The organism is Nocardioides sp. GCM10030259 (genome assembly GCF_042666375.1).
Taxonomy (GTDB): Bacteria; Actinomycetota; Actinomycetes; order Propionibacteriales; family Nocardioidaceae; genus Nocardioides.
Window position 1 is genome coordinate 201,057 of the sequence record NZ_JBHTDF010000003.1, and the last position, 19,138, is coordinate 220,194.

Sequence of the window (19,138 nt, forward strand, 5' to 3'; positions counted from 1 at the left end):
CCGCGATGGGCACGATCGTCTCGTTCACGATCCTCGGCCTCTTCACGGGCGCGGCGTACGCCATCGCCGCCAGCGGACTGGTGCTCACCTACACGACCACCCGGGTCTTCAACATCGCCCACGGCGCCTTCGGCATGGTGATGGCCTTCGCCTTCTGGGACTTCAGCCAGCGCCAGGGCATGCCGACGTGGCTGTCCCTCGTGCTCGTGCTGGGAGTGGTCGCGCCGGCGACCGGCTGGTTCGTGCAGCGGTTCGTCACGCGCGGCCTTGGCGACGCCCCGGTCAGCGTCTCGCTGGTGGTGACCGTCGGACTCTTCGTCGGCCTGATCGGCCTGGCGCAGTACGTCTGGCCGCCCGAGCCGCGCACGCTGCCGCCGTTCCTGCCCGACAAGGGGATCGCGATCGGCGACACCTACGTCACCGCCCACCAGATCATCACGATCGCGCTCTCGGTCGCAGTGGCTGCGCTGCTCTACCTGCTGCTCAACCGCACCCGCATCGGCACCGCGATGCGCGCGTCGGTCGACAACCCCGTGCTGCTGCGGCTGTTCGGCGGCAACCCCGACCGGGTCGCCTCGCTGTCGTGGGCGATCGGCATCTCGCTCGCCGCCCTGGCCGGCATCCTGCTGACACCGGTGATCGGGCTCTCCTACTACGACCTGACGCTGCTGGTGATCAACGCGTACGCCGCGGCGATGCTCGGCAGGCTCAAGAGCCTGCCGCTGACCTTCGTCGGCGCGATGGGGCTCGGCATCCTCCAGTCGTTCGCGGTCGCCTACCTGCCGACCGAGGGCAGCCTCGCCGGGCTGCGCGCGGTCGTGCCCGCGCTCTTCCTCTTCGTCGTGATCATCGCGATGCCCCAGGCGCAGCTGCGGATCGGCCAGGTCAAGGGCATCGTGTCCGCGCCCGTCCCGTCGCTCCGGCGCTCGGCCGGGTCGGGGGTCGTGCTGCTCGGACTGGTGCTCGTGCTGGCGGCCGCCATGTCCGACTCGCGCCTGCTGCTGGTCGGCACCGCCGCGACGTACGCGATGGTGATGCTGTCCCTGGTGCTGCTGACCGGGTACGGCGGCCACGTCTCGCTCGCCCAGTTCACGTTCGCCGGCGTGGGCGCCCTGTCCTACGCCAAGCTCGACCAGCCCACGCTCTACGGGCTCTTCCTCTCCGCGCTGATCGCCGGGGCCGTCGGTGCGCTCGTCGCCCTGCCGGTGCTGCGGCTGACCGGGCTCTACCTGGCGCTCTCGACGCTGGCCTTCGGCGTGCTGATGGACAAGATGGTCTTCCAGGCCGAGTTCGCGTTCGGCTACAACGGCGCGCTCCAGGCGGAGCGCCTGTCGCTGCTCGGGGTCTCGATCTCGTCGATCGCGGGCTACGTCGTCGTGATGACCGTCTTCTTCGTGCTGATGGGGATCGGCCTGCTCGTGCTGCGCCGCGGCGTGCTCGGGCGCCTGCTGATCGCGATGCGCGACAGCCCGGCCGCGTGCGGCACGCTCGGCCTCGACCTGCGGTGGTTCCGGGTCGCGCTCTTCGGCCTCTCGGCCGCCATGGCCGGCCTCGCCGGCGCGCTCTTCGCCGGGCTGCGCGGCACGATCGGCGCGGCCGACTTCCAGCTCTTCAACAGCCTGCCCCTGCTGCTGCTCGCCGTGGTCTGCGGGGTCACGTCGGTGTCCGGTGCCGCGCTCGGCGGCGTGGGCCTGATGCTGCTGCCGGTGCTGCAGAGCTCGCGTCCCGAGCTCGCGGGCCTGGTCTTCGCGGTGCTCGGCTTCGGCGCCGTCGCGCTGGGCCGGGACCCCAACGGGCTCGCCAACCTCGCGTTCGGCCTGGGCCGCCGGCTCGAGCACCGCTTCGGCGACACCGTGCGCCGCGCCGTACCCCTGCTGCCGCTGCCGCGCGACCGCGCGGCGAGCGACGACGACACCGCCGTCCCGCTGATGGAGGACCTGCAGGAGGTGGGCGCGCATGCCGCTGCTCGAGGTTGAGGACGTCGTCGTCCAGTTCGGTGGCGTGACCGCGGTCGACCACGCGAGCTTCGTCGCCGAGGCGGGCCGGATCACCGGCCTGATCGGGCCCAATGGCGCCGGCAAGACCACCTGCTTCAACGTGATCAGCGGGCTGCAGAAGCCCGACCACGGCAAGGTCCGGTTCAACGGCCACGCGATCACCCGGCTGCCCGTGCACCGGCGCGGCCGCCGCGGGATGGGTCGCACGTTCCAGCGGCTCGAGGCGTTCGGGTCGCTCTCGGTGCGCGACAACGTGCGGGTCGCGCGCGACATCCACCGCGGGCTCGCCGGGCTGGTGCGCCCGTCCCGGGCCGACGTCGACGGCCTGCTCGAGCGCGTGGGCATCGCGGCGTACGCCGACGAGCGCGCCGACTCGATCCCCACCGGCACCGCCCGGCTGCTCGAGCTCGCGCGCTGCCTGGCCTGCGACCCCCGGCTGCTCCTCCTCGACGAGCCGTCCTCCGGCCTCGACGAGACCGAGACGGAAGCGTTCGGTGTGCTGCTCGCCGAGCTCGCCGCGGAAGGGCGCGGGGTCCTCATGGTCGAGCACGACATGAGCCTGGTGATGGCGGTCTGCGACGACATCCACGTGCTCGACTTCGGCCGGGTGATCGCGTCCGGCCCGCCGGCCGAGATCCGCGCGAATCCCGAGGTGCAGAAGGCCTACCTCGGCTATGCCGACGAGGGCGACCACACCCAGGAGATCGAGGCAGTCCGATGAGCGTTCCCATTCTGGAGATCGTGGGGCTGCACGCGGCGTACGGCCGGATCGAGGTGCTGCGCGGCGTCGACCTGCGCGTGCCGAAGGGCGCGGTCGTGGCGCTGCTCGGGCCCAACGGCGCCGGAAAGTCCACGCTGGTCAAGGTCGTCAGCGGCCAGAAGAAGGCGACCTCGGGCGACATCCACCTCGGGGGCGTCCACGTGCAGGACGCCCGACCCGAGCAGCTCGCCCGGCTCGGCCTGTGCACGGTGCCCGAGGGGCGGTCGGTCTTCCCCAACCTGACCGTCGAGGAGAACCTCACGCTGATGTCCTACGCCGGGGTCGGCGTCGACGCGGTGCTCGAGACGGCGTACACCTACTTCCCGCGGCTGCACCAGCGCCGCCACCAGCTCGCCGGCACCATGTCGGGCGGCGAGCAGCAGATGCTCGCGATGTCGCGGGCGCTGGCCTCCGATCCCGCACTGCTGCTGCTCGACGAGCTGTCGATGGGCCTCGCGCCGCTGATCGTCGACGAGCTCTACGAGACCGTCGCGCAGATCGCGCAGAGCGGCGTCTCGATCCTCTGCATCGAGCAGTTCGCGCGTACGGCGCTGCGGGTCTCCGACTACGCGGCCGTGATGACCGGGGGACGGATCGTCGCCACCGGTGAGCCCGCAGAGGTCCTCGACACGATGTCCGACGTCATCCTCGGAGGCGCAGCATGAAGCCCAGGCAGATCCTGGTCCCACTGGCCGCGGCGGCGATCACCGGGACGATGCTCCCGCTCGCACCGGCTTCGGGTGCGCCGGCGCCCGCCGACGCGAAGGCGGCGTTCGGCGGCTTCACCGCCGAGGCCTGGGCGGCGCCGGTGAAGATCGAGCTCTACGAGCCGACGATCCCGATCCCCGCCAACCCGCAGCTCGAGCTCGAGCTGGGCTACTCGACCGTCGAGGCGGACTCCGGAAGCTCCCAGGGTCGGGCCAGCTGGCTCTGGCCCGGCGACCCGGTGGGCGAGGGCATGAAGACGTTCGTCGAGCAGATCGGCCTACCGCCGCAGCTCGGCGAGAACGGCTACCCCGTGCAGGTCAACGCCGCGCAGCCGAGCGGCGAGGCGGCCCAGGCGGACGAGCCGTTCCCCGGTGCCGTGATGCGCACCAGCGCGGCGGACGACACGACCCTCGCCCAGGTCGGGTACTCGCCAGACGGGGCGGTCGGCGACGGCAGCGACGTGGCCGGGCAGGCCGGTGGGGGCGAGGACGGGGGCGCAGGCACGCCCGGCGCACCCGCCCTCCCGGGGGTCCCGGGCCTTCCCGGGATCCCCGGACTGACCGGGCTGCCCACCGACCTCGGCGGGCTGCAGGAGTTCGGGCAGGCGATCACCGGCTCGGTCGGCCTGCCGGACCCGCTCGCACCCGCGCCGGCCGCCGCGCAGGACCCGGCGGCACCGGCGCCGGCCGAGCCGGGAGCGCCCGCGGTGCCGGGGCTGCCGCCCGAGCTCGCGGCCCTCGTCGACGTCGAGGGCTACGCCTCCTCCAGCAAGACGGTGCGCACCCCGGCCGGTGTGGTGAGCACCGCCCGGTCCGCGCTCGGCGAGGTCTCGCTGCTCGGCGGCGTGGTCAGGCTGCACGGCCTCGTCGTCACCAGCGTCAGCTCCAGCGACGGCACGACCGGCACGCCCCGGGGCAAGGCCCGCATCGGCGGCATGACGGTGGCGGGACAGGAGTTCGGCTTCGGCCCCGACGGGCTCGTGGCGGCCGGACAGGCCAGCGCCCTTCCGGCGATGCCGGACCAGCTGGTCCAGGCGCTCGACCAGCTCGGCGTACACCTCGAGCTGCCGGCTCCCGAGCTCGCCCAGGTCAAGGACAAGGCCGAGAGCGAGCTCGCCGGGATGCGGCTCGAGCTCGACCTCGGCAAGGTCCTGACCCAGCTCGACGCGATCCCGCTCGACAGCATCATCGGGGCGATCCCGAGCCAGGCCGGCGAGCTCAAGAACCTGCTGCAGGCCGCTGCGGGGCTCTCGTCCCGGGTGGTGCTCACCCTGGGCAACGCGGCCACCACGGTCGACACCGTCCAGCGCATCCAGATCCCCGTCGAGCTGCCGCCCGACGACGCCGCCGGCGACGAGGCGCCGGGCGGCTCGAAGGGCGACGGTGGCGGCGCCGCCGCGGCTCCGCCCGGCGGCACCGGCGGGACGCCTCCGGCCGGCGGTGCCTCGACGCCCGGCACGGCCGGCGCACCAGCGGCTGCGGGCGGCGACGCACCGGCAGCAGGCGACCTCGGAGGCGCCGCGCTCACCGGCTCGGGCCTGCCGCCCCTCTACTCGATCCCCGGCGCGATCCTCGTCGGCGGCCTCGCCCTCGGCGCCCTCGGCGGCTCCTGGCTGCGGCGCGCCGGCGTGCTCGCCCTCGGCGGCGCCGGGTCCTGCTCCCACGGCCTCGACCGGGGCCTCCCCGACCTGCGAAAGGCCCGCTGATGACCACCCTGAACACCCACGCGTCGCCCGGCCCCGCGACCTCGCAGCAGCTCTCCATCGCGCTGCCCCGCGCGGGCGGCAGCTCCTCCGGTTCCGGGGCGGCTCCGCTCCGGGACAACCACTACCAGCTTCTCCAGCTGGTGCTGTTCTGGGCCGGCGCGATCCTGCTCCCGCTCGGCCTCGTGGTGATCGTGCTGGGCTGGTACGGCGCGGCGAACACGCCGTACCAGTACGACCAGCTGTCCTACCTCGTCTCCGGCGGCCTCCTCGGCCTCGGCCTGACCTTCGCCGGCGGGTTCCTGTACTTCGGCGCGTGGCTCGCCCGGATCGCGTCCGACAACCGCGAGTCGGCCCGCCGGCTCGCCGACACCCTGCTCGTGCTCGCCGACGTCACGTCGCGCGCGGCGACGACCACCGACGGCGTCGACACGTCCGGCCTCCCCGTCACCGCCGGCGACGGCACCACCCTGCACCGCCGCGACTGCGCCCTCATCGCCCACCGCGACGACCTGCACCCCGTCGGCGAGGCCAACGGCCACCTCACGCCCTGCCGGGTCTGCAGGCCCTGATCCCCCGCGCGTCTCACTCCCGGTCCCGCGCCATCAGGTCGTCCCACGTCTCGCGGCGGACTACGAGCCGGGCGCGCCCCTCCCGCGCGAACACGACAGGGATCCGGCGAGTGCCGTTGTAGTTGTTGGCCATCGTGAAGCAGTAGGCCCCGGTGGCCGCGACGGCCAGCACGTCGCCCACCGCGGGGCTGGACAGGTCCGTCCCGTCGATGAGCACGTCACCGCTCTCGCAGTGCCGACCGACGACGGTGACACGCTCGACCCCGACGCCGTCGAATCGACCCACGATGCCCGCCTCGAACCGCTGACCGAAGAGCGCCACCTCGAGGTTGTCGCCCATCCCGCCGTCGACGGCGACGAACGTGACCGCCCCCCGTTTGACGGTGGTGACCCGGTAGAGCGTGCTTGCTGACTCGGCGACCATGCTGCGGCCGGGCTCGATGATGATCTGTGCGTCGGCCGGAAGGTGCTGCCGCGCCGCACCGACCAGCGCATCGAGGTAGGCGCCGACGGTCGGCGGGTCGTCCGACCAGGTGTACCGCGCGCCCAGGCCCCCACCCAGGTCGTAGACCGGGAACTCGCCGAGGGCGGCAAGGGGCGCAACCGACGCGGCAAACGGCTCCACGTCGAGGATCTGGGATCCGACGTGGACGTGCAGTCCCCGCATGGCGAGCTTCGCGCTCTGCTCGATCCGCCGGATCAGGGGCCTCGCGTCCTCGGGGACGAGACCGAACTTGGAGCCCGCGTGGCCGGTCAGCACGTGGCTGTGCGTGTCCGCGGTGACGCCGGGGATGATCCGCACCAGCACGTCCTGGGTCGCGCCATCGAGGACGGCCGCCTCGAGCCGGTCGACGTCGTCGGGGTTGTCGACCACGACCAGGCCGACGTGGTGCTCCAGCGCGATGCCTATCTCCTCGCCCGTCTTGGCGTTGCCGTGCAGCACCATCAGTGCCGGGTCCGCACCTGCCTTCAGGGCGGTCAGCACCTCGCCCCCACCAGCCACGTCGAGCCCCAGCCCCTCCTCGACCATCACTCGCTGCACGGCGGTGCACGGAAAGGCCTTGGAAGCGAAGACGACCCGCGAGCTCTCCCAGCGGTCGGCCAGCTCGGCGACGTACTCACGCGCCCGAGCCCGCAGCGCATCCTCGGCGACCACGAGCACCGGCGTCCCGAACTCGCCGGCCAGGTCGTCGGCACGGCAACCGCCGATCGTCAGGATGCCGTCAGGGTCGAGCTCGCTGCCCGGCGGGAACAGCTGCAGCAGGTGGTCGGCCTCGGGCATGGGCGATCAGGTCCTGGCTGCCCTTCCGGCGAGCTCCTCCGCCCGGGCGCGCGGCATCACCACGACCGGCACCGGCGAGTGGCGCAGTATCTTGGTCGCCCGCGAGCCGAGGAACACCTGCGCGATCGGCCCGAGCGTGCTCGACCCCATCACCATGATGTCGCCGTCGTGCCAGCCGAGGTCGTCGAGTGCCTCCCCCCAGTCGTTCCCGCGACCGGTCACGATCTCGACGTCGCTGGGTCTCGCCTCGAGCTGCTTCACCTGGTCGAGGGCGGCATCCGCCGCCTTCCTGACCTCGCGCGACCACTCCTGGAACACCTGGTCCTCGGAGTCGGCGCCGAGCCGCGTCGTGTACGGCGGCCGCGACCACACGGCGAGCGACGCGATCCGCATCGTCGCACTCACCTGCGCCGCGACGGAGGCCGCCGCGACCACGAGCTGACCCGCGCTGCCCGACCCGCCGAAGGCCGCCGTCACGCGGGTGATCCTGGCGTCGGGCGCGGCGCGGTACCCACGGGTGGCGAGCGCGACCGAGACCGGCGAGCTGTGCAGCAGCCGGTCCGTCACGCTGCCGAGGGCGACGTGCCCGAAGCCACCGGCCGACGACGACCCGAGCACGATCAGGCTGGCCGCGTGCTGCCCGGCGAGCTCGAGGATGCCGGCCGGAGCCGAACGCGCGCTGTGCCGGACGAACGTGGCCGGCACGTCGTCCGGGAGGTTGCTCCGGGCCGTCTCGAGCGCCCAGTCCGCCGTCCGGTCCAGCTCCTCGCGGTACTCGGCGTCGACACGCGCCATCCCGGGGGCCCAGGGAGCCGGAACGACGCAGCAGACCACGAGGTCGTCGCCGGCCGAGCGCGCCAGCGTCGCAGCAAGGCGCAGGGCTCCCTTCCCGCGTTCGTCGGGCGCGTGACCCACGATCATCGTCACGGCGTGCTCCTAGTCGTGGATCAGCCCGACGTGCTCGTGCCGACCCAGGTGCGAATGCCTGAACCCGTAGACGGCGTACCAGATCAGCGCCACGCCCACCCAGATCAGGAACACCCAGATGGTGACGACGCGGAGGTCCTGGATGATCCAGATGCAGCCGGCGATCGACAGGATCGGGGTCACCGGGTAGCCCGGCACCTTGAAGCCACGGGGCAGCTCGGGGTGGGTCCGCCGCAACACGATCACGCCGATCGAGACGACCAGGAACGCCACCAGGGTGCCGATGCTCGTCATCTCGGCGAGGAAGTCGATGGGGATCAACCCGGCCAGCAGTGCGATGACCACGGCGACGATGACCGTGTTGGGCACGGGCGTGAGCGTGCGCGGGTTCACCTTGTGGAACAGCTCGGGCAGCATGCCGTCGCGCGACATCGCGAACAGGATCCGGGTCTGGCCGTAGAGCACCACCAACGTGACGCTGAAGATCGAGACGACGGCGCCGGCGGCCAGGACGGTGGCCGGCCAGGACGACCCGGTCACGTCCTCGAGGATGGCTGCCAGCCCGGCCTCCTGACCTTCGAAGTCGGTGTAGGGCTGGGCTGCGACCGCGACCACCGACACGAGGATGTAGAGGGTCGTGACGGTCACCAGGGCGATCAGGATCGCGAGCGGCAGGTTCCGCCTGGGGTTCTTCACCTCCTCGCCGGCCGTCGACACGGCGTCGAGACCGATGTAGGAGAAGAAGATGATGCCCGCCGCCGACGTGATGCCGTTCAGGCCGAACGGCGAGAACGGCGTCAGGTTGTCGCTGTCCCAGCCCGCGATCCCGATGACGATGAACATCACGAGGATGCCGATCTTGATCAGCACCATGATGGCGTTGGTCTTCGCGGACTCGCTCGCCCCGCGGATCAGGAGCAGCGCGCACAGCACCACGAGGATCACGGCCGGCAGGTTGAAGACGCCGCCCTGCTCCGGCGCCTGGGACAGGCTGTCGGGGATCGTGAACCCGAAGACGTTGTCGAAGAACTCGTTGAGGTACTGCGACCAGCCGACGGCGACGGCAGCGGCGGACACGCCGTACTCCAGGAGCAGGCAGGCGGCGACGCCCACGGCCGGCAGCTCGCCCAGGGTCGCATAGGCGTACGAGTACGACGAGCCCGAGACCGGGACGGCGCTGGCGAGCTCGGCGTAGCAGATGGCAGTGAGGCCGGCCACCACGCCCGCGAGCACGAACGACCAGATCACCGCCGGCCCGGCGACCGGGACGGCTTCGGACAGCACGAAGAAGATGCCGGTGCCAATCGTGGCGCCCACGCCGAACATCGACAGCTGGAACAGCCCGATCGTCCGGGCCAGCTCGCTCTGGCCCGAGTCGCTTCCCGTCTCCTCGGCCATCTCTGGCACCGGCTTGCGACGGAACAGCTGCTGCACAGTCGGCATGACGCCCTCCCCGGGGCGGGAGGGCCAGGGAACCGCACCGACTCGCCCGTCTCGGAGTCTGGCACCGACAGGGGCGAGATGGGAATACGAACCCCGTCTAGTGGGCGCCCAGCGCCGCGGCCAGCAGCCGCCGCAGCACGCCCAGCTGGACGCGCATGTGCTCGGTCGATCCCGTCGCCCGGCAGAGCAGGAACGCGCCCTCGAAGGTGACGAACACGTGGTCCGCGAGCGCCTCCGCGTCGTCCAGGCCGGCCGCCGTCAGCAGGACGGCGATCTCGCGACGCCACGTCGTGATCGCGTGGGCGACGAGGTCGGCCGTGCCGTCGCTCATCAGCTGGCGCTCGGTGAGCACGGCGACGTAGAGGCAGTTGCTCTGCGCGGACATGACCTCGTCGGCGTGGTCCTCGTAGTACCGCACGAACGCGAGCACCCGCTCCGCAGGATCGTCGACCTCGGCAGTCGCGTCCAGGCCCGCCTGCAGCTGCCCGATGTCCGCCTCGACGTACCGCTCCGTGAGCGCCCGGGCGAGGTCGTGCTTGGAGTCGAAGTGGTGGAAGAAGGCCCCCTTCGACGTCCCCGCGGCCTTCAGCATCTGGTCGACCGAGGTGGCGGCGAAGCCGTTCTCGATGACCAGGTCCTGGGCGGCGTCGAGGATGCGCGCTCGGTTGACGGTCCCGTCCTTCGGCATAAGCCCTTGATACCAGACCAAATGGTCTGTTACAAAACAGACCATCCAGTCTGTTTCCGATCCAGGAGCCTTGCCATGTCCCTCCAGCACACCCTCCCGGCCGCCGGCTACGTCAGCGACGGCGGCCTGGAGACCGACCTGATCTTCCATCGCGGCGTCGACCTGCCCGAGTTCGCGTCGTTCCCGCTCGTCGAGGACGACGCAGGCCGGGCCCTGCTCCGCGCCTACTACGACGGGTACGCCGACGTCGCCCGCCGGGCCGGCGCCGGGCTCACGCTCGAGTCACCGACCTGGCGGGCCAACACCGACTGGGGCGCCCGCGTCGGCTACGACGCCGCCGCGCTCGATCGGGCCAACACGGCCGCGGTCGCGTTCCTCCAGGAGCTCCGCGCGGGGTACGGCGACGTCGCCGACGTCCGGATCATCGGAGCCATCGGGCCGCGCGGCGACGGGTACGTCGCGGGCGAGCGCGCCGACGCGGACGAGGCGGCCGACTACCACCGGCCCCAGGTCGAGACGTTCGCGCGGGCCGGCGCCGACCTGGTCGCGTCGTACACGCTCACGGGGGTCGAGGAGGGTATCGGCGTGGCCCGGGCGGCGCGGAGCGCGGGGATCCCCGTGCTGGTCGGGTTCACCGTCGAGACCGACGGCCGCCTGCCCGACGGCACGCCGCTCCGCGACGCGATCGAGCGGGTCGACGCCGCCGACGCGCCCGACGGGTTCGTGGTCAACTGCGCCCACCCCACCCACATCGCACCGGGACTGACCGGCGGCGACTGGCTCGCGCGCATCGTGCAGGTCAACCCGAACGCCTCCACGCAGACGCACGCCGAGCTCGACGCCGCCGAGGAGCTGGACGAGGGCGACCTCGGCCTGCTCCGGTCGTCGTACGACGAGCTGCGGCCGGTGCTTCCCGCGCTCCGGGTCGTCGGCGGCTGCTGCGGCACGGACGCCCGCCACGTCGCGGCGCTCTGGGGCGTCTGACCCGCCTCAGTCGTCGTCGGAGGCGACCTTCTCCTCGGGTCGCTTGACCAGGAAGTTGTCGATGTAGTCGCGGGCGGTCTCGAAGATGCTGATCTCGTGGCCGGCCCGCTCGGAGAGGTACCACCGGTGCACGAGGATCTCGTGGAAGAGCTCCGCGGGCTCGAGCTTGCCGCGGGCGCTGGGCGGCACCATCGCCATGATCGGCTCGTAGACCTCGGTCAGCCAGTGGTTGGCGACCAGCTGACGGTCCTCCCGGCCCAGGTCGAGGTGGGCGGTGAACGACGCGATGTCGTTGAGCATCCGGCGTGCCTGACCGTCCTCGACGTTCAGGCCGGTCAGCGCCTGCAGCTCGCGCCGGTGGTGGCCCTCCTCGACGACCTTCGGCTGGATGTGGACCTTGTCGCCGTCCCAGTCGGTCACGATGTCGAGCTCGTCGACGTCGAAGCCGAGGTCGTTGAGGCGCTCCACGCGCTGCTCGATGCGCCACATCTCGGTGGTCGAGAACTCCTCGGCCTCGGTGAGCTCCGACCACAGCGCGTCGTACCTCTCGCGCAGCATCTCGACGATGTCGAGCGCCTGCACCTCGTGGTCGAGGGACTCGCTGGCCTGGAGGTCGAGCAGCTCGGCGAAGACGTTCTCGCCGGCGACGTTCAGGTCGTGCTCGCGCAGCCGGTCGGACAGCGACGTCTTGAGCTCGCCGGTCTCGGCGTCGACGAGGTACGCCGCGAAGCCGCCCGCGCTGCGGCGGAACAGCACGTTGGAGAGCGACACGTCGCCCCAGTAGAAGTCGGCCAGGTGCAGCCGCACGAGCAGCACCACCATCGCGTCGACGAGCGACGGGAGGTTGTCGGCGGTCAGGCCGTGGGAGAACAGGCTGCGGTAGGGCAGCGAGAACTGCAGGTGCTGGGTGAGCAGCGCCGCCGGGAGCTCCTCGCCGTTCTCGTCGACGCGGCCGGTGACCACGCCCTGCGGCACGACGGCGGGCAGCCCGATCCGCTGGAGGTCGCGCAGCATGCGGTACTCGCGGAACGCGATCGCCTCGACGGTCTCCTTGACCGCGTAGGTGTTCTCGCCCAGCCGGATGATCCGCACGACGTGGCGCGAGAGCCCGCGGGGGAGCGGCACGACGTGCTCGGTCCACTCCTCGAGCGGGGTCGACCAGGGCAGCCCGAGGAGCGCGGGGTCGGGTCGGTTGGCGACGATGCGGAGTGCCACGGCACCAACGCTAGAGGCTCCACAGCGAGAACGTCGGCCCGTCGACCGCCGGCAGCGTGACGACGCCGTCACGTTCGACCAGGTCGCCGTCGGTGCCGGTCGTGTGCAGCAGCGAGCCGTCGCCGAACCCGAGCCGACCGGCGTCGAGGTCGACAGCGGCAGTGGCGTCCCGGCGGGCGGCGACGAGAACCGAGCCGGACGGGTGCTCGCGCACGTAGACCAGCGCGTCGTCGTCGACGTGCGCCCAGCGCAGGCCTCCGCGGCGCAGCGCCTCCGTCGCGTGGCGCAGCCGCGCCAGCCCGGCGTACGTCGCGAGCGTCTCGTCGTCCCACGCGCCCGGGCTGTCCCAGGGGAACGGGCGCCGCGAGTCCTCGCCGAGCACGCCCTCGAGGCCGATCTCGTCGCCCGCGAAGAGCATCGGCACGCCCGGCAGCGTGAACTGCAGTCCGGCGGCCACGCGGTGCACCGCACCCGAGCCGACGACGGTGCGGATCCGGGCGCTGTCGTGGGAGCCGAGGATGTTCCAGGAGCAGGTGGTCGCCCGCCAGCCGTAGCGGCCCTGCCACTCACGCAGGCTGCGCACGAGGCTGCCGCCGGGGCGCCGCGGCACCGGCACCGGTCGCCCGAACGCCCGCGCCGACGAGTCCGGGTCGCGCAGCCACGACCAGACCGGCCAGGAGAAGCCGGAGTAGTTCATGGTGCCGTGCCACCCGTCGCCGTCGAGGTCTGTCGAGGCGTCGTGGTTGTGCTCGCCGATCACGAAGGCGTCGGCACGCTCGGCCTGCGCGGTGCGGCGTACCAGGCGCGCGACCTCGTGGTTGACGTCGGTCGTGCCCAGGCGGCCGGTCATGTTGGCGACATCGACCCGCCAGCCGTCGAGGTCGAACGGCGGGCGCAGCCAGCGCGCGACCACGGAGTCCGGCCCGTCGACCATCGCCGCGCGGAGAGCGGGATCGGCGTGGTTGAGCTTCGGCAGCGTGCCGTGACCCATCCAGCACTCGTAGGAGCCGTCGGGCAGGAAGTAGTAGAACGACCGCGCGGGCGCGCCCTCGACGTCGCGCGCGGCGACGAACCACTCGTGGGTGTCGCCGGTGTGGTTGGTCGTGAGGTCGCCGAGGATGCGCCAGCCGCGCTCGTGGACGGCTGTCGCGAGCCGGACGTACGCCGCGTCGCCGCCGAGCAGCGGGTCGACCGACTCGAACGTCGAGGCGTTGTAGCGGTGGTTGCTCTCGCCGGGGAAGACCGGCGTCGTGTAGACGACGCTCACGCCGAGCTCGGCGAGGTGGTCGAGTCGCTCGGTGATGCCGTCGAGGTCGCCGCCGTAGAACTGCAGGGGCGTGCGCGGGTCGAAGCCCTCGAACACCACCTCGTCGTCCCACCCGGCCGGCACCGCCCACGCCGGGACCTCGCGCTCGTCGGCCGCCGCCGAGCGGGCGAAGCGGTCCGGGAAGACCTGGTAGACGACCGCGTCGCGCGCCCAGTCGGGCGGCGCGTCGTGGGAGCTGAGCCGGAAGTCGAACGCGTCGGGCGGGTCGTGGTCGACGACCCCCGTCGCCGTCAGCCAGCGCTGGCCGTCGGGGCCGTGGAGCAGGAAGCGGTAGTGGGTCACGGGGTTGTGCACCGGCAGCTCGCCCTCCCACCAGACGGCGTGCTCGTCGTGCCCGTCGTGCCCGTCATGCCGGGTGCGGGCGCAGGGGTGGTACGTCGGCTCCGCGTCGTACGTCGTCCGCAGCCAGACCTGCTCCACGGGGTCGGTGGGGTCGGTCCTCAGTCGGACCGTGACGACGGAGCCGGGTGCCGGCGCCTCGTCGTTGACGTACATCGGGGAGCCGTCGTGGTGCGGCTCGCGGAGCAACGTCATCGGGCGGCTCCGCGGGGCTCGAGGAACACCGGCCCGGGGCCGAACGCCGCCATCTCGTCGCCGGGGTTGCTCAGCGCGCAGGTCTTGAGGCTCAGGCAGCCGCAGCCGATGCAGCTGTCGAGGCGGTCGCGCAGCCGCTCGATCCGCTCGATCTGCTCGTCCAGCCGCGGCCGCCAGGCGAGGCTCAGCCGGTGCCAGTCGGACTTCGTCGGCGTCCGGCCGTCGGGCAGCGTCGCCAGCGCCTCGCCGATCTCCTCGAGGGTCAGCCCGACGCGCTGCGCCGTACGGATGAACGCGATGCGGCGCAGCGTCGACTGTGCGTACCGTCGCTGGTTGCCGGCCGTCCGGACCGACGAGATCAGGCCGCGGGACTCGTAGAACCGGATCGCCGAGGTCGCCACCCCGGCGCGCTCGGCCAGGTGGCCGATGGTCAGCTGCGTCATGCGCCCAGCCTTCCCGAACTTCAACCATCGTTCAAGTTTTGGGATAGTCCGTCACGTTCTGGTCGCCCTCCACGGCCGATCGGCGACCAGAAGGTGACGGACTATCCCAATAGAACGCGTTCTAGTACCGTCCCGCTCGTGCAGCAGTCGAACCAGCCCGGCAGTCGTGTCGTCGTCATCACCGGGGCCGCGTCCGGCATCGGCTACGCCACGGCGGAGCTCTTCCGCGACCTCGGCGACACCGTCTACGGGCTCGACATCAACCCGACGGTCCCCGTCGGCGTGACGTACGTCGAGTGCAACGTCGGTGACAAGGCCGCCGTCGACGCGGCGATCGCGACCTGTGCGGCCGAGGGGCGCATCGACGTGCTGGCGAACGTCGCCGGCATCGTGCAGTTCGGCCGCATCGAGACCGTGACCGAGGCCGAGTGGGACCGGGTGCACGCGGTAGACCTCCGTGGCCCGTTCTTCCTGATCCAGGCCGCACTGCCGCACCTCCGCGCCTGCACCGGCACGATCGTCAACGTCTCGTCCGTCGCCGGCAACGCGCCGCAGCCATACGCCACGGCGTACGCCGCCGCCAAGGGCGGGCTCACCCAGCTCACGAAGGCGCTCGCGCTCGAGCTGTCGCCCGAGGGCATCCGCGTCAACGCGATCTGCCCCGGCACCGTCGACACCCCGATCGTCGAGCAGGTCTTCCACAAGATCACCGACGACCTCGACACCCGCGTCGCCGACCGGCTGATGATGATGCTCCCGGGCGGCGCCATCAAGCCGGCCGAGATCGGCGAGACCATCGTCTGGCTCGCCTCCCCGGCCGCCCGGATGATCACCGGCGCGGTCATCGCCCACGACGGCGGCATGAGCTGACCCATCAACTAGCATGTGCGCGCTGCCGGTGTAGCTCAGTTGGTAGAGCGCCTCTCTTGTAAAGAGGATGTCGCGGGTTCGACTCCTGTCACCGGCTCTTCGCGATCAGTCGTCCCCGAGCCGGTCCGACTGATCGGCACCTCTTCCCAATCGGCCCCCGACGGAGGACGCTGACAAGGGAACGGCCTTCGCGACGGAGGTGCATCGTGACCACAACCGTGGCCCGCTTCCCGGCCCAGTCCGCGCCCTGCGGAAAGTCCCACGATGGCGAGAGCGTGACGACCACCGACCTCCAGGGGCTGATCACCGAGGACCGCCGGTACTCGTGCGGATGCCGGACCACCAAGGAGGAGTTCCACGACGGCAGCGTCCACCTCATGGTGGTGAGCCACCACGGGAAGGTGCTGCTCGACGAGGAGCTGCGCGGTGAGTGACGGCCTTGTACGCGCCGCCCATGACGTGCTGATCGTGGGCGGCGGCGCTGCAGGCCTGCGGGCGGCGATCGCGATCGCGGAGACCGACCCGCAGCTCGACGTGGCCGTGATCTCCAAGGTCTACCCGATGCGCAGCCACACGGTGTCCGCCGAGGGCGGCGCCGCGGGGGTCATCGCGGACGGCGACACCCTCGACGAGCACTGCTACGACACGGTCTCGGGCAGCGACTGGCTCGGCGACCAGGACGCGATCGAGGCGTTCGTCCGCGAGGCTCCCCGTGAGCTCTTGCAGCTCGAGCACTGGGGCTGCCCCTGGAGCCGGCAGCCGGACGGCCACGTCGCGGTGCGGGCCTTCGGCGGCATGAAGAAGAAGCGCACCTGGTTCGCCGCCGACAAGACCGGGTTCCACATGCTCCACTCCCTGTTCCAGACGACGCTCAAGTACCGGGAGGTCACGCGGTACGACGAGGTCTTCGTCACCCGCCTCCTCGTCGACGACGGGCGGGTGCACGGGGCGGTCGCGATCGGCCTGTTCACGGGGAAGATCCAGGCGGTCGCCGCGAAGGCGGTGATCCTCTGCACGGGCGGGTGCGGCAAGGTCTTCCCGTTCACCACCAACGCCAACATCAACACGGGCGACGGCATGTCCCTCGCCTACCGCACCGGCGCCCCGCTCAAGGACATGGAGTTCGTCCAGTACCACCCGACCGGCCTGCCGTTCACCGGCATCCTGATCACCGAGGCGACGCGGGCCGAGGGCGGTTGGCTGCTGAACAAGGACGGCTACCGCTACCTCCAGGACTACGACCTCGGGAAGCCGTCGCCGACCCCCGAGCTGCGGAGCATGGAGCTCGGCCCCCGCGACCGGCTCTCCCAGGCCTTCGTCCACGAGGTCGAGAAGGGCCGCACGTCCGACTCGCCGTACGGCCCGATCGTCCACCTCGACCTGCGACACCTCGGTGAGGAGCTCATCGACAGCAAGCTCCCGTTCGTCCGGGAGCTGTGCCTGAAGTACGAGCGGATCGACCCCGTGCACGAGCTGATCCCGGTCCGCCCGGTCGTTCACTACATGATGGGCGGGGTCCACACCGACATCGACGGCGCGACGCCCGTCGAGGGTCTGTACGCCGCCGGCGAGACCGCGTGCGTCAGCATCAACGGCGCCAACCGGCTCGGGTCGAACTCGCTGCCGGAGTGCCTGGTCTTCGGGGCTCGTGCCGGCCGGGCCGCGGCGGAGTTCGCCTCGACCGCCGGGCCGACGTCGCCGACGATCGAGGCCCAGGCCGCCGACGAGGTGCGCCGGCTCGAGCGCGACCTCCTGGGCAGGGATCCGGGCGCCGAGACCACGTCGACGATCCGGGACGAGATGCAGGCGACCATGGAGGAGGCGGCCGGCATCTATCGGACGGGACCGGCCATGACCAAGGGCCTGGACGCGATCCGCGAGCTGCAGCAGCGCGTCCGGAAGGTCGGGATCGCCGACACGAGCAGGTCGTTCAACACCGAGCTGCTGGCGGCGCTGGAGCTGGCCAACATGCTGGACATCGCCGAGTGCATCCTCCAGTCCGGCCTGCAGCGCGAGGAGTCGCGCGGGGCGCACCAGCGCACCGACTTCCCGAAGCGCGACGACGAGCGCTTCCTCCATCACCTGCTGGCGCGCCGGGGCGACGACGGGACGTCGCGCATCGAACCCCATCCGGTGACCATCACGCGCTGGCCGCCGGGCGAGCGCGTCTACGGGAGGTAGTCATGTCGGACAGCATCCGGCTCGAGGTCACCCGCTACCGGCCCGAGAGCGACGACGCACCACGACTCCAGGAGTACGACGTACCGCTGCGCAAGGAGTGGACGGTCCTCGACGGGCTCAACCACGTCAAGGACGAGGTCGACACCACCCTCTCGTTCCGGTGGTCCTGCCGGATGGGCATCTGCGGGAGCTGCGGCATGAACGTCGACGGCGAGCCCCGGCTGACCTGCGCGACGTTCCTGAGCGACTACCAGCCCGGGCCGGTGCGGGTCGAGCCCCTCGCGAACTTCCCGGTCGTGCGCGACCTCGTCGTGGACCTCGACGACTTCATGGAGAAGCTCCCGCGGGTCAAGCCGTGGATCATCCGCGACGACGACGTGACCGAGGTCGACGGCGAGTACCTCCAGACGCCCGAGGAGCTCGATGCCTACAAGCAGTTCAGCATGTGCATCAACTGCATGCTGTGCTACGCCGCCTGCCCCGTCTACGGCCTCGACCCCGAGTTCATCGGGCCGGCCGCCATCGCCCTGGCCGAGCGGTACGACCTCGACTCGCGTGACAGGGGAGCGCGGGAGCGGCTCGACGTGCTCATCGAGCACGAGGGCGTCTGGGGCTGCACGTTCGTCGGCGAGTGCACGCGGGTGTGCCCCAAGCACGTCGATCCGGCGGGCGCGATCCAGCGCTACAAGCTGAAGGCCGCGAAGGAGAACGTCAAGGCCTTCCTGCTGCCGCGGGGTGCGCGATGACCGAGGTGCGCGTCTACCGTCCGCGAGTCTCGACGTGGTGGTGGACGCGGAAGCGCACCTACTTCGTCTTCGTGATGCGAGAGCTCAGCAGCATCTTCATCGCCTGGCTCGTGGTCTACCTGCTGATGCTCGTGTACGCCGTGGGGCAGGGCTCGTCGGCGTACGAGGACTTCCTCGACTGGGCGGCGACACCATGGGTCGTGGTGCTCGACGTCGTGGCATCGGCCTTCCTGGTGCTGCACGTCGTCACCTGGTTCAACCTCACGCCGCAGGCGATGGACGTGCGGGTCCGCGGCCAGCAGGCGCCGGCCGCGCTGGTCGTCGCCTCGCAGTACGCCGGGCTCGCGGTGGTGTCCGCCTTCGTGATCTGGCTGGTGACCCGATGACCACCGCGCCGGCGATGCCGACGAAACGGCGGATCGAGCCGCTGGTGTGGCTGATGTTCAGCGGCGGTGGCGTGCTCGCGGCGGTGCTGCTGCCCGTGCTGGCGTTCCTGTTCGCGCTGGCCTTCCCGCTGGGGTGGCTCGACCCACCGGACCACCAGCACCTGCTCGCGGTCGTCGGCCATCCGCTCACGGCGATCGTGCTGCTGGGCGTGTTCGTGGTCCTGCTGGTCCACAGTGCCCATCGCTTCCGGTACACGCTGTACGACGGGCTCCAGATCAAGAGCGAGCGGACCGTCGCGGTGCTCTGCTACGGGTCGGCCGTCGTCGGCTCGGTCGCCGCGGTCGCAGTCCTGTGGTCCGCCGTGAACTGACC

The 19,138-nt window shown here is 71.6% G+C and carries 19 protein-coding genes and 1 tRNA gene; 13 read left to right on the forward strand and 7 right to left on the reverse strand.

All coding sequences use genetic code 11. From position 1 onward, the window contains the following. Positions 1 to 5 precede the first annotated feature (5 nt). The 5 genes from ACFQQI_RS03645 to ACFQQI_RS03665 are packed head-to-tail and all read left to right on the forward strand — an operon-like array spanning position 6 to position 5,739. The gene (locus ACFQQI_RS03645; RefSeq protein ID WP_378558069.1) at positions 6 to 1,976 is read left to right on the forward strand and encodes an ABC transporter permease; all 1,971 of its coding nucleotides are present in this window, start codon (positions 6 to 8) and stop codon (positions 1,974 to 1,976) included. Continuing rightward, a complete protein-coding gene (locus tag ACFQQI_RS03650; RefSeq protein WP_378558072.1) occupies positions 1,957 to 2,718 on the forward strand; it encodes an ABC transporter ATP-binding protein in 762 nt (253 codons plus the stop codon). The genes ACFQQI_RS03645 and ACFQQI_RS03650 overlap by 20 nt, the downstream gene beginning before the upstream one ends. Next, on the forward strand, positions 2,715 to 3,422 hold the full coding sequence (locus ACFQQI_RS03655) for an ABC transporter ATP-binding protein (RefSeq protein WP_378558075.1): 708 nt from the start codon (positions 2,715 to 2,717) through the stop codon (positions 3,420 to 3,422). Before ACFQQI_RS03650 ends, ACFQQI_RS03655 begins: the two co-directional genes overlap by 4 nt. After that, positions 3,419 to 5,170: a choice-of-anchor P family protein gene (locus ACFQQI_RS03660; protein ID WP_378558078.1), complete on the forward strand. Its 1,752-nt coding sequence runs from the start codon at positions 3,419 to 3,421 to the stop codon at positions 5,168 to 5,170. Before ACFQQI_RS03655 ends, ACFQQI_RS03660 begins: the two co-directional genes overlap by 4 nt. Further along, positions 5,170 to 5,739, forward strand: coding sequence for a hypothetical protein (locus ACFQQI_RS03665; protein WP_378558081.1), 570 nt, complete (start codon positions 5,170 to 5,172; stop codon positions 5,737 to 5,739). Before ACFQQI_RS03660 ends, ACFQQI_RS03665 begins: the two co-directional genes overlap by 1 nt. Positions 5,740 to 5,752: 13 nt before the next feature. Here ACFQQI_RS03665 and lysA read toward each other — a convergent pair whose 3' ends face one another. The 4 genes from lysA to ACFQQI_RS03685 form a co-directional block, all read right to left on the reverse strand. Next, on the reverse strand, positions 5,753 to 7,021 hold the full coding sequence (gene lysA, locus ACFQQI_RS03670; RefSeq protein WP_378558084.1) for a diaminopimelate decarboxylase: 1,269 nt from the start codon (positions 7,019 to 7,021) through the stop codon (positions 5,753 to 5,755). A 6-nt stretch (positions 7,022 to 7,027) separates the two neighbouring features. Further along, positions 7,028 to 7,942, reverse strand: coding sequence for a universal stress protein (locus ACFQQI_RS03675; RefSeq protein ID WP_378558341.1), 915 nt, complete (start codon positions 7,940 to 7,942; stop codon positions 7,028 to 7,030). 15 nt (positions 7,943 to 7,957) lie between these two features. Then, positions 7,958 to 9,391: an amino acid permease gene (locus ACFQQI_RS03680; protein ID WP_378558087.1), complete on the reverse strand. Its 1,434-nt coding sequence runs from the start codon at positions 9,389 to 9,391 to the stop codon at positions 7,958 to 7,960. A gap of 97 nt (positions 9,392 to 9,488) precedes the next feature. Next, the gene (locus tag ACFQQI_RS03685) at positions 9,489 to 10,079 is read right to left on the reverse strand and encodes a TetR/AcrR family transcriptional regulator (RefSeq protein WP_378558090.1); all 591 of its coding nucleotides are present in this window, start codon (positions 10,077 to 10,079) and stop codon (positions 9,489 to 9,491) included. A 75-nt stretch (positions 10,080 to 10,154) separates the two neighbouring features. Here ACFQQI_RS03685 and ACFQQI_RS03690 point away from each other — a divergent pair, with 75 nt between their 5' ends. Continuing rightward, positions 10,155 to 11,063, forward strand: coding sequence for a homocysteine S-methyltransferase family protein (locus tag ACFQQI_RS03690; RefSeq protein WP_378558093.1), 909 nt, complete (start codon positions 10,155 to 10,157; stop codon positions 11,061 to 11,063). Between the two features lie 6 nt (positions 11,064 to 11,069). On the opposite strand, the gene ACFQQI_RS03695 is transcribed toward ACFQQI_RS03690, so the two are convergent. Genes ACFQQI_RS03695 through soxR form a run of 3 tightly spaced genes read right to left on the reverse strand, consistent with a single transcriptional unit; the run spans position 11,070 to position 14,582 of the window. Continuing rightward, positions 11,070 to 12,278 carry a DUF4032 domain-containing protein gene (locus ACFQQI_RS03695; RefSeq protein WP_378558096.1) on the reverse strand — a complete coding sequence of 403 codons (1,209 nt, stop codon included), beginning with the start codon at positions 12,276 to 12,278 and terminating at the stop codon, positions 11,070 to 11,072. A 10-nt stretch (positions 12,279 to 12,288) separates the two neighbouring features. Then, positions 12,289 to 14,139, reverse strand: a complete 1,851-nt coding sequence (locus ACFQQI_RS03700) for an alpha-amylase family glycosyl hydrolase (RefSeq protein ID WP_378558099.1) — start codon at positions 14,137 to 14,139, stop codon at positions 12,289 to 12,291. After that, the gene (soxR, locus tag ACFQQI_RS03705; protein ID WP_378558102.1) at positions 14,136 to 14,582 is read right to left on the reverse strand and encodes a redox-sensitive transcriptional activator SoxR; all 447 of its coding nucleotides are present in this window, start codon (positions 14,580 to 14,582) and stop codon (positions 14,136 to 14,138) included. Before soxR ends, ACFQQI_RS03700 begins: the two co-directional genes overlap by 4 nt. Positions 14,583 to 14,720: 138 nt before the next feature. Between soxR and ACFQQI_RS03710 the strand changes: the two genes are divergently transcribed. The 7 genes from ACFQQI_RS03710 (at position 14,721) to frdD (ending at position 19,136) form a co-directional block, all read left to right on the forward strand. Beyond that, positions 14,721 to 15,452, forward strand: a complete 732-nt coding sequence (locus ACFQQI_RS03710; protein ID WP_378558105.1) for an SDR family NAD(P)-dependent oxidoreductase — start codon at positions 14,721 to 14,723, stop codon at positions 15,450 to 15,452. Positions 15,453 to 15,476: 24 nt separating this feature from the next. Then, positions 15,477 to 15,549: transfer RNA gene (locus ACFQQI_RS03715), tRNA-Thr, on the forward strand. A 178-nt stretch (positions 15,550 to 15,727) separates the two neighbouring features. Continuing rightward, complete coding sequence (locus ACFQQI_RS03720; protein ID WP_378558108.1) at positions 15,728 to 15,886, forward strand: hypothetical protein; 159 nt, start codon at positions 15,728 to 15,730, stop codon at positions 15,884 to 15,886. Then, positions 15,879 to 17,633: a fumarate reductase (quinol) flavoprotein subunit gene (frdA, locus tag ACFQQI_RS03725; protein WP_378558111.1), complete on the forward strand. Its 1,755-nt coding sequence runs from the start codon at positions 15,879 to 15,881 to the stop codon at positions 17,631 to 17,633. The genes ACFQQI_RS03720 and frdA overlap by 8 nt, the downstream gene beginning before the upstream one ends. A 2-nt stretch (positions 17,634 to 17,635) precedes the next feature. Further along, positions 17,636 to 18,379, forward strand: a complete 744-nt coding sequence (locus ACFQQI_RS03730) for a succinate dehydrogenase/fumarate reductase iron-sulfur subunit (protein ID WP_378558114.1) — start codon at positions 17,636 to 17,638, stop codon at positions 18,377 to 18,379. Beyond that, positions 18,376 to 18,765: a fumarate reductase subunit C gene (locus ACFQQI_RS03735; RefSeq protein ID WP_378558117.1), complete on the forward strand. Its 390-nt coding sequence runs from the start codon at positions 18,376 to 18,378 to the stop codon at positions 18,763 to 18,765. Before ACFQQI_RS03730 ends, ACFQQI_RS03735 begins: the two co-directional genes overlap by 4 nt. Next, positions 18,762 to 19,136, forward strand: coding sequence for a fumarate reductase subunit FrdD (frdD, locus tag ACFQQI_RS03740; protein WP_378558120.1), 375 nt, complete (start codon positions 18,762 to 18,764; stop codon positions 19,134 to 19,136). The genes ACFQQI_RS03735 and frdD overlap by 4 nt, the downstream gene beginning before the upstream one ends. The last annotated feature ends 2 nt before the right edge of the window (positions 19,137 to 19,138 follow it).

What these genes read in the sequence shown, in the direction of transcription:
- ACFQQI_RS03690 (WP_378558093.1), top strand. Translation starts at nt 10,155, where the DNA reads ATGTCCCTCCAGCACACCCTCCCGGCCGCCGGCTACGTCAGCGACGGC.
- ACFQQI_RS03660 (WP_378558078.1), top strand. Translation starts at nt 3,419, where the DNA reads ATGAAGCCCAGGCAGATCCTGGTCCCACTGGCCGCGGCGGCGATCACC.
- ACFQQI_RS03680 (WP_378558087.1), bottom strand. Translation starts at nt 9,391, where the DNA reads ATGCCGACTGTGCAGCAGCTGTTCCGTCGCAAGCCGGTGCCAGAGATG.
- frdD (WP_378558120.1), top strand. Translation starts at nt 18,762, where the DNA reads ATGACCACCGCGCCGGCGATGCCGACGAAACGGCGGATCGAGCCGCTG.
- ACFQQI_RS03665 (WP_378558081.1), top strand. Translation starts at nt 5,170, where the DNA reads ATGACCACCCTGAACACCCACGCGTCGCCCGGCCCCGCGACCTCGCAG.
- ACFQQI_RS03730 (WP_378558114.1), top strand. Translation starts at nt 17,636, where the DNA reads ATGTCGGACAGCATCCGGCTCGAGGTCACCCGCTACCGGCCCGAGAGC.
- ACFQQI_RS03685 (WP_378558090.1), bottom strand. Translation starts at nt 10,079, where the DNA reads ATGCCGAAGGACGGGACCGTCAACCGAGCGCGCATCCTCGACGCCGCC.
- ACFQQI_RS03650 (WP_378558072.1), top strand. Translation starts at nt 1,957, where the DNA reads ATGCCGCTGCTCGAGGTTGAGGACGTCGTCGTCCAGTTCGGTGGCGTG.
- ACFQQI_RS03700 (WP_378558099.1), bottom strand. Translation starts at nt 14,139, where the DNA reads ATGACGTTGCTCCGCGAGCCGCACCACGACGGCTCCCCGATGTACGTC.
- soxR (WP_378558102.1), bottom strand. Translation starts at nt 14,582, where the DNA reads ATGACGCAGCTGACCATCGGCCACCTGGCCGAGCGCGCCGGGGTGGCG.
- ACFQQI_RS03645 (WP_378558069.1), top strand. Translation starts at nt 6, where the DNA reads ATGGGCACGATCGTCTCGTTCACGATCCTCGGCCTCTTCACGGGCGCG.
- ACFQQI_RS03735 (WP_378558117.1), top strand. Translation starts at nt 18,376, where the DNA reads ATGACCGAGGTGCGCGTCTACCGTCCGCGAGTCTCGACGTGGTGGTGG.
- ACFQQI_RS03655 (WP_378558075.1), top strand. Translation starts at nt 2,715, where the DNA reads ATGAGCGTTCCCATTCTGGAGATCGTGGGGCTGCACGCGGCGTACGGC.
- lysA (WP_378558084.1), bottom strand. Translation starts at nt 7,021, where the DNA reads ATGCCCGAGGCCGACCACCTGCTGCAGCTGTTCCCGCCGGGCAGCGAG.
- ACFQQI_RS03675 (WP_378558341.1), bottom strand. Translation starts at nt 7,942, where the DNA reads ATGATCGTGGGTCACGCGCCCGACGAACGCGGGAAGGGAGCCCTGCGC.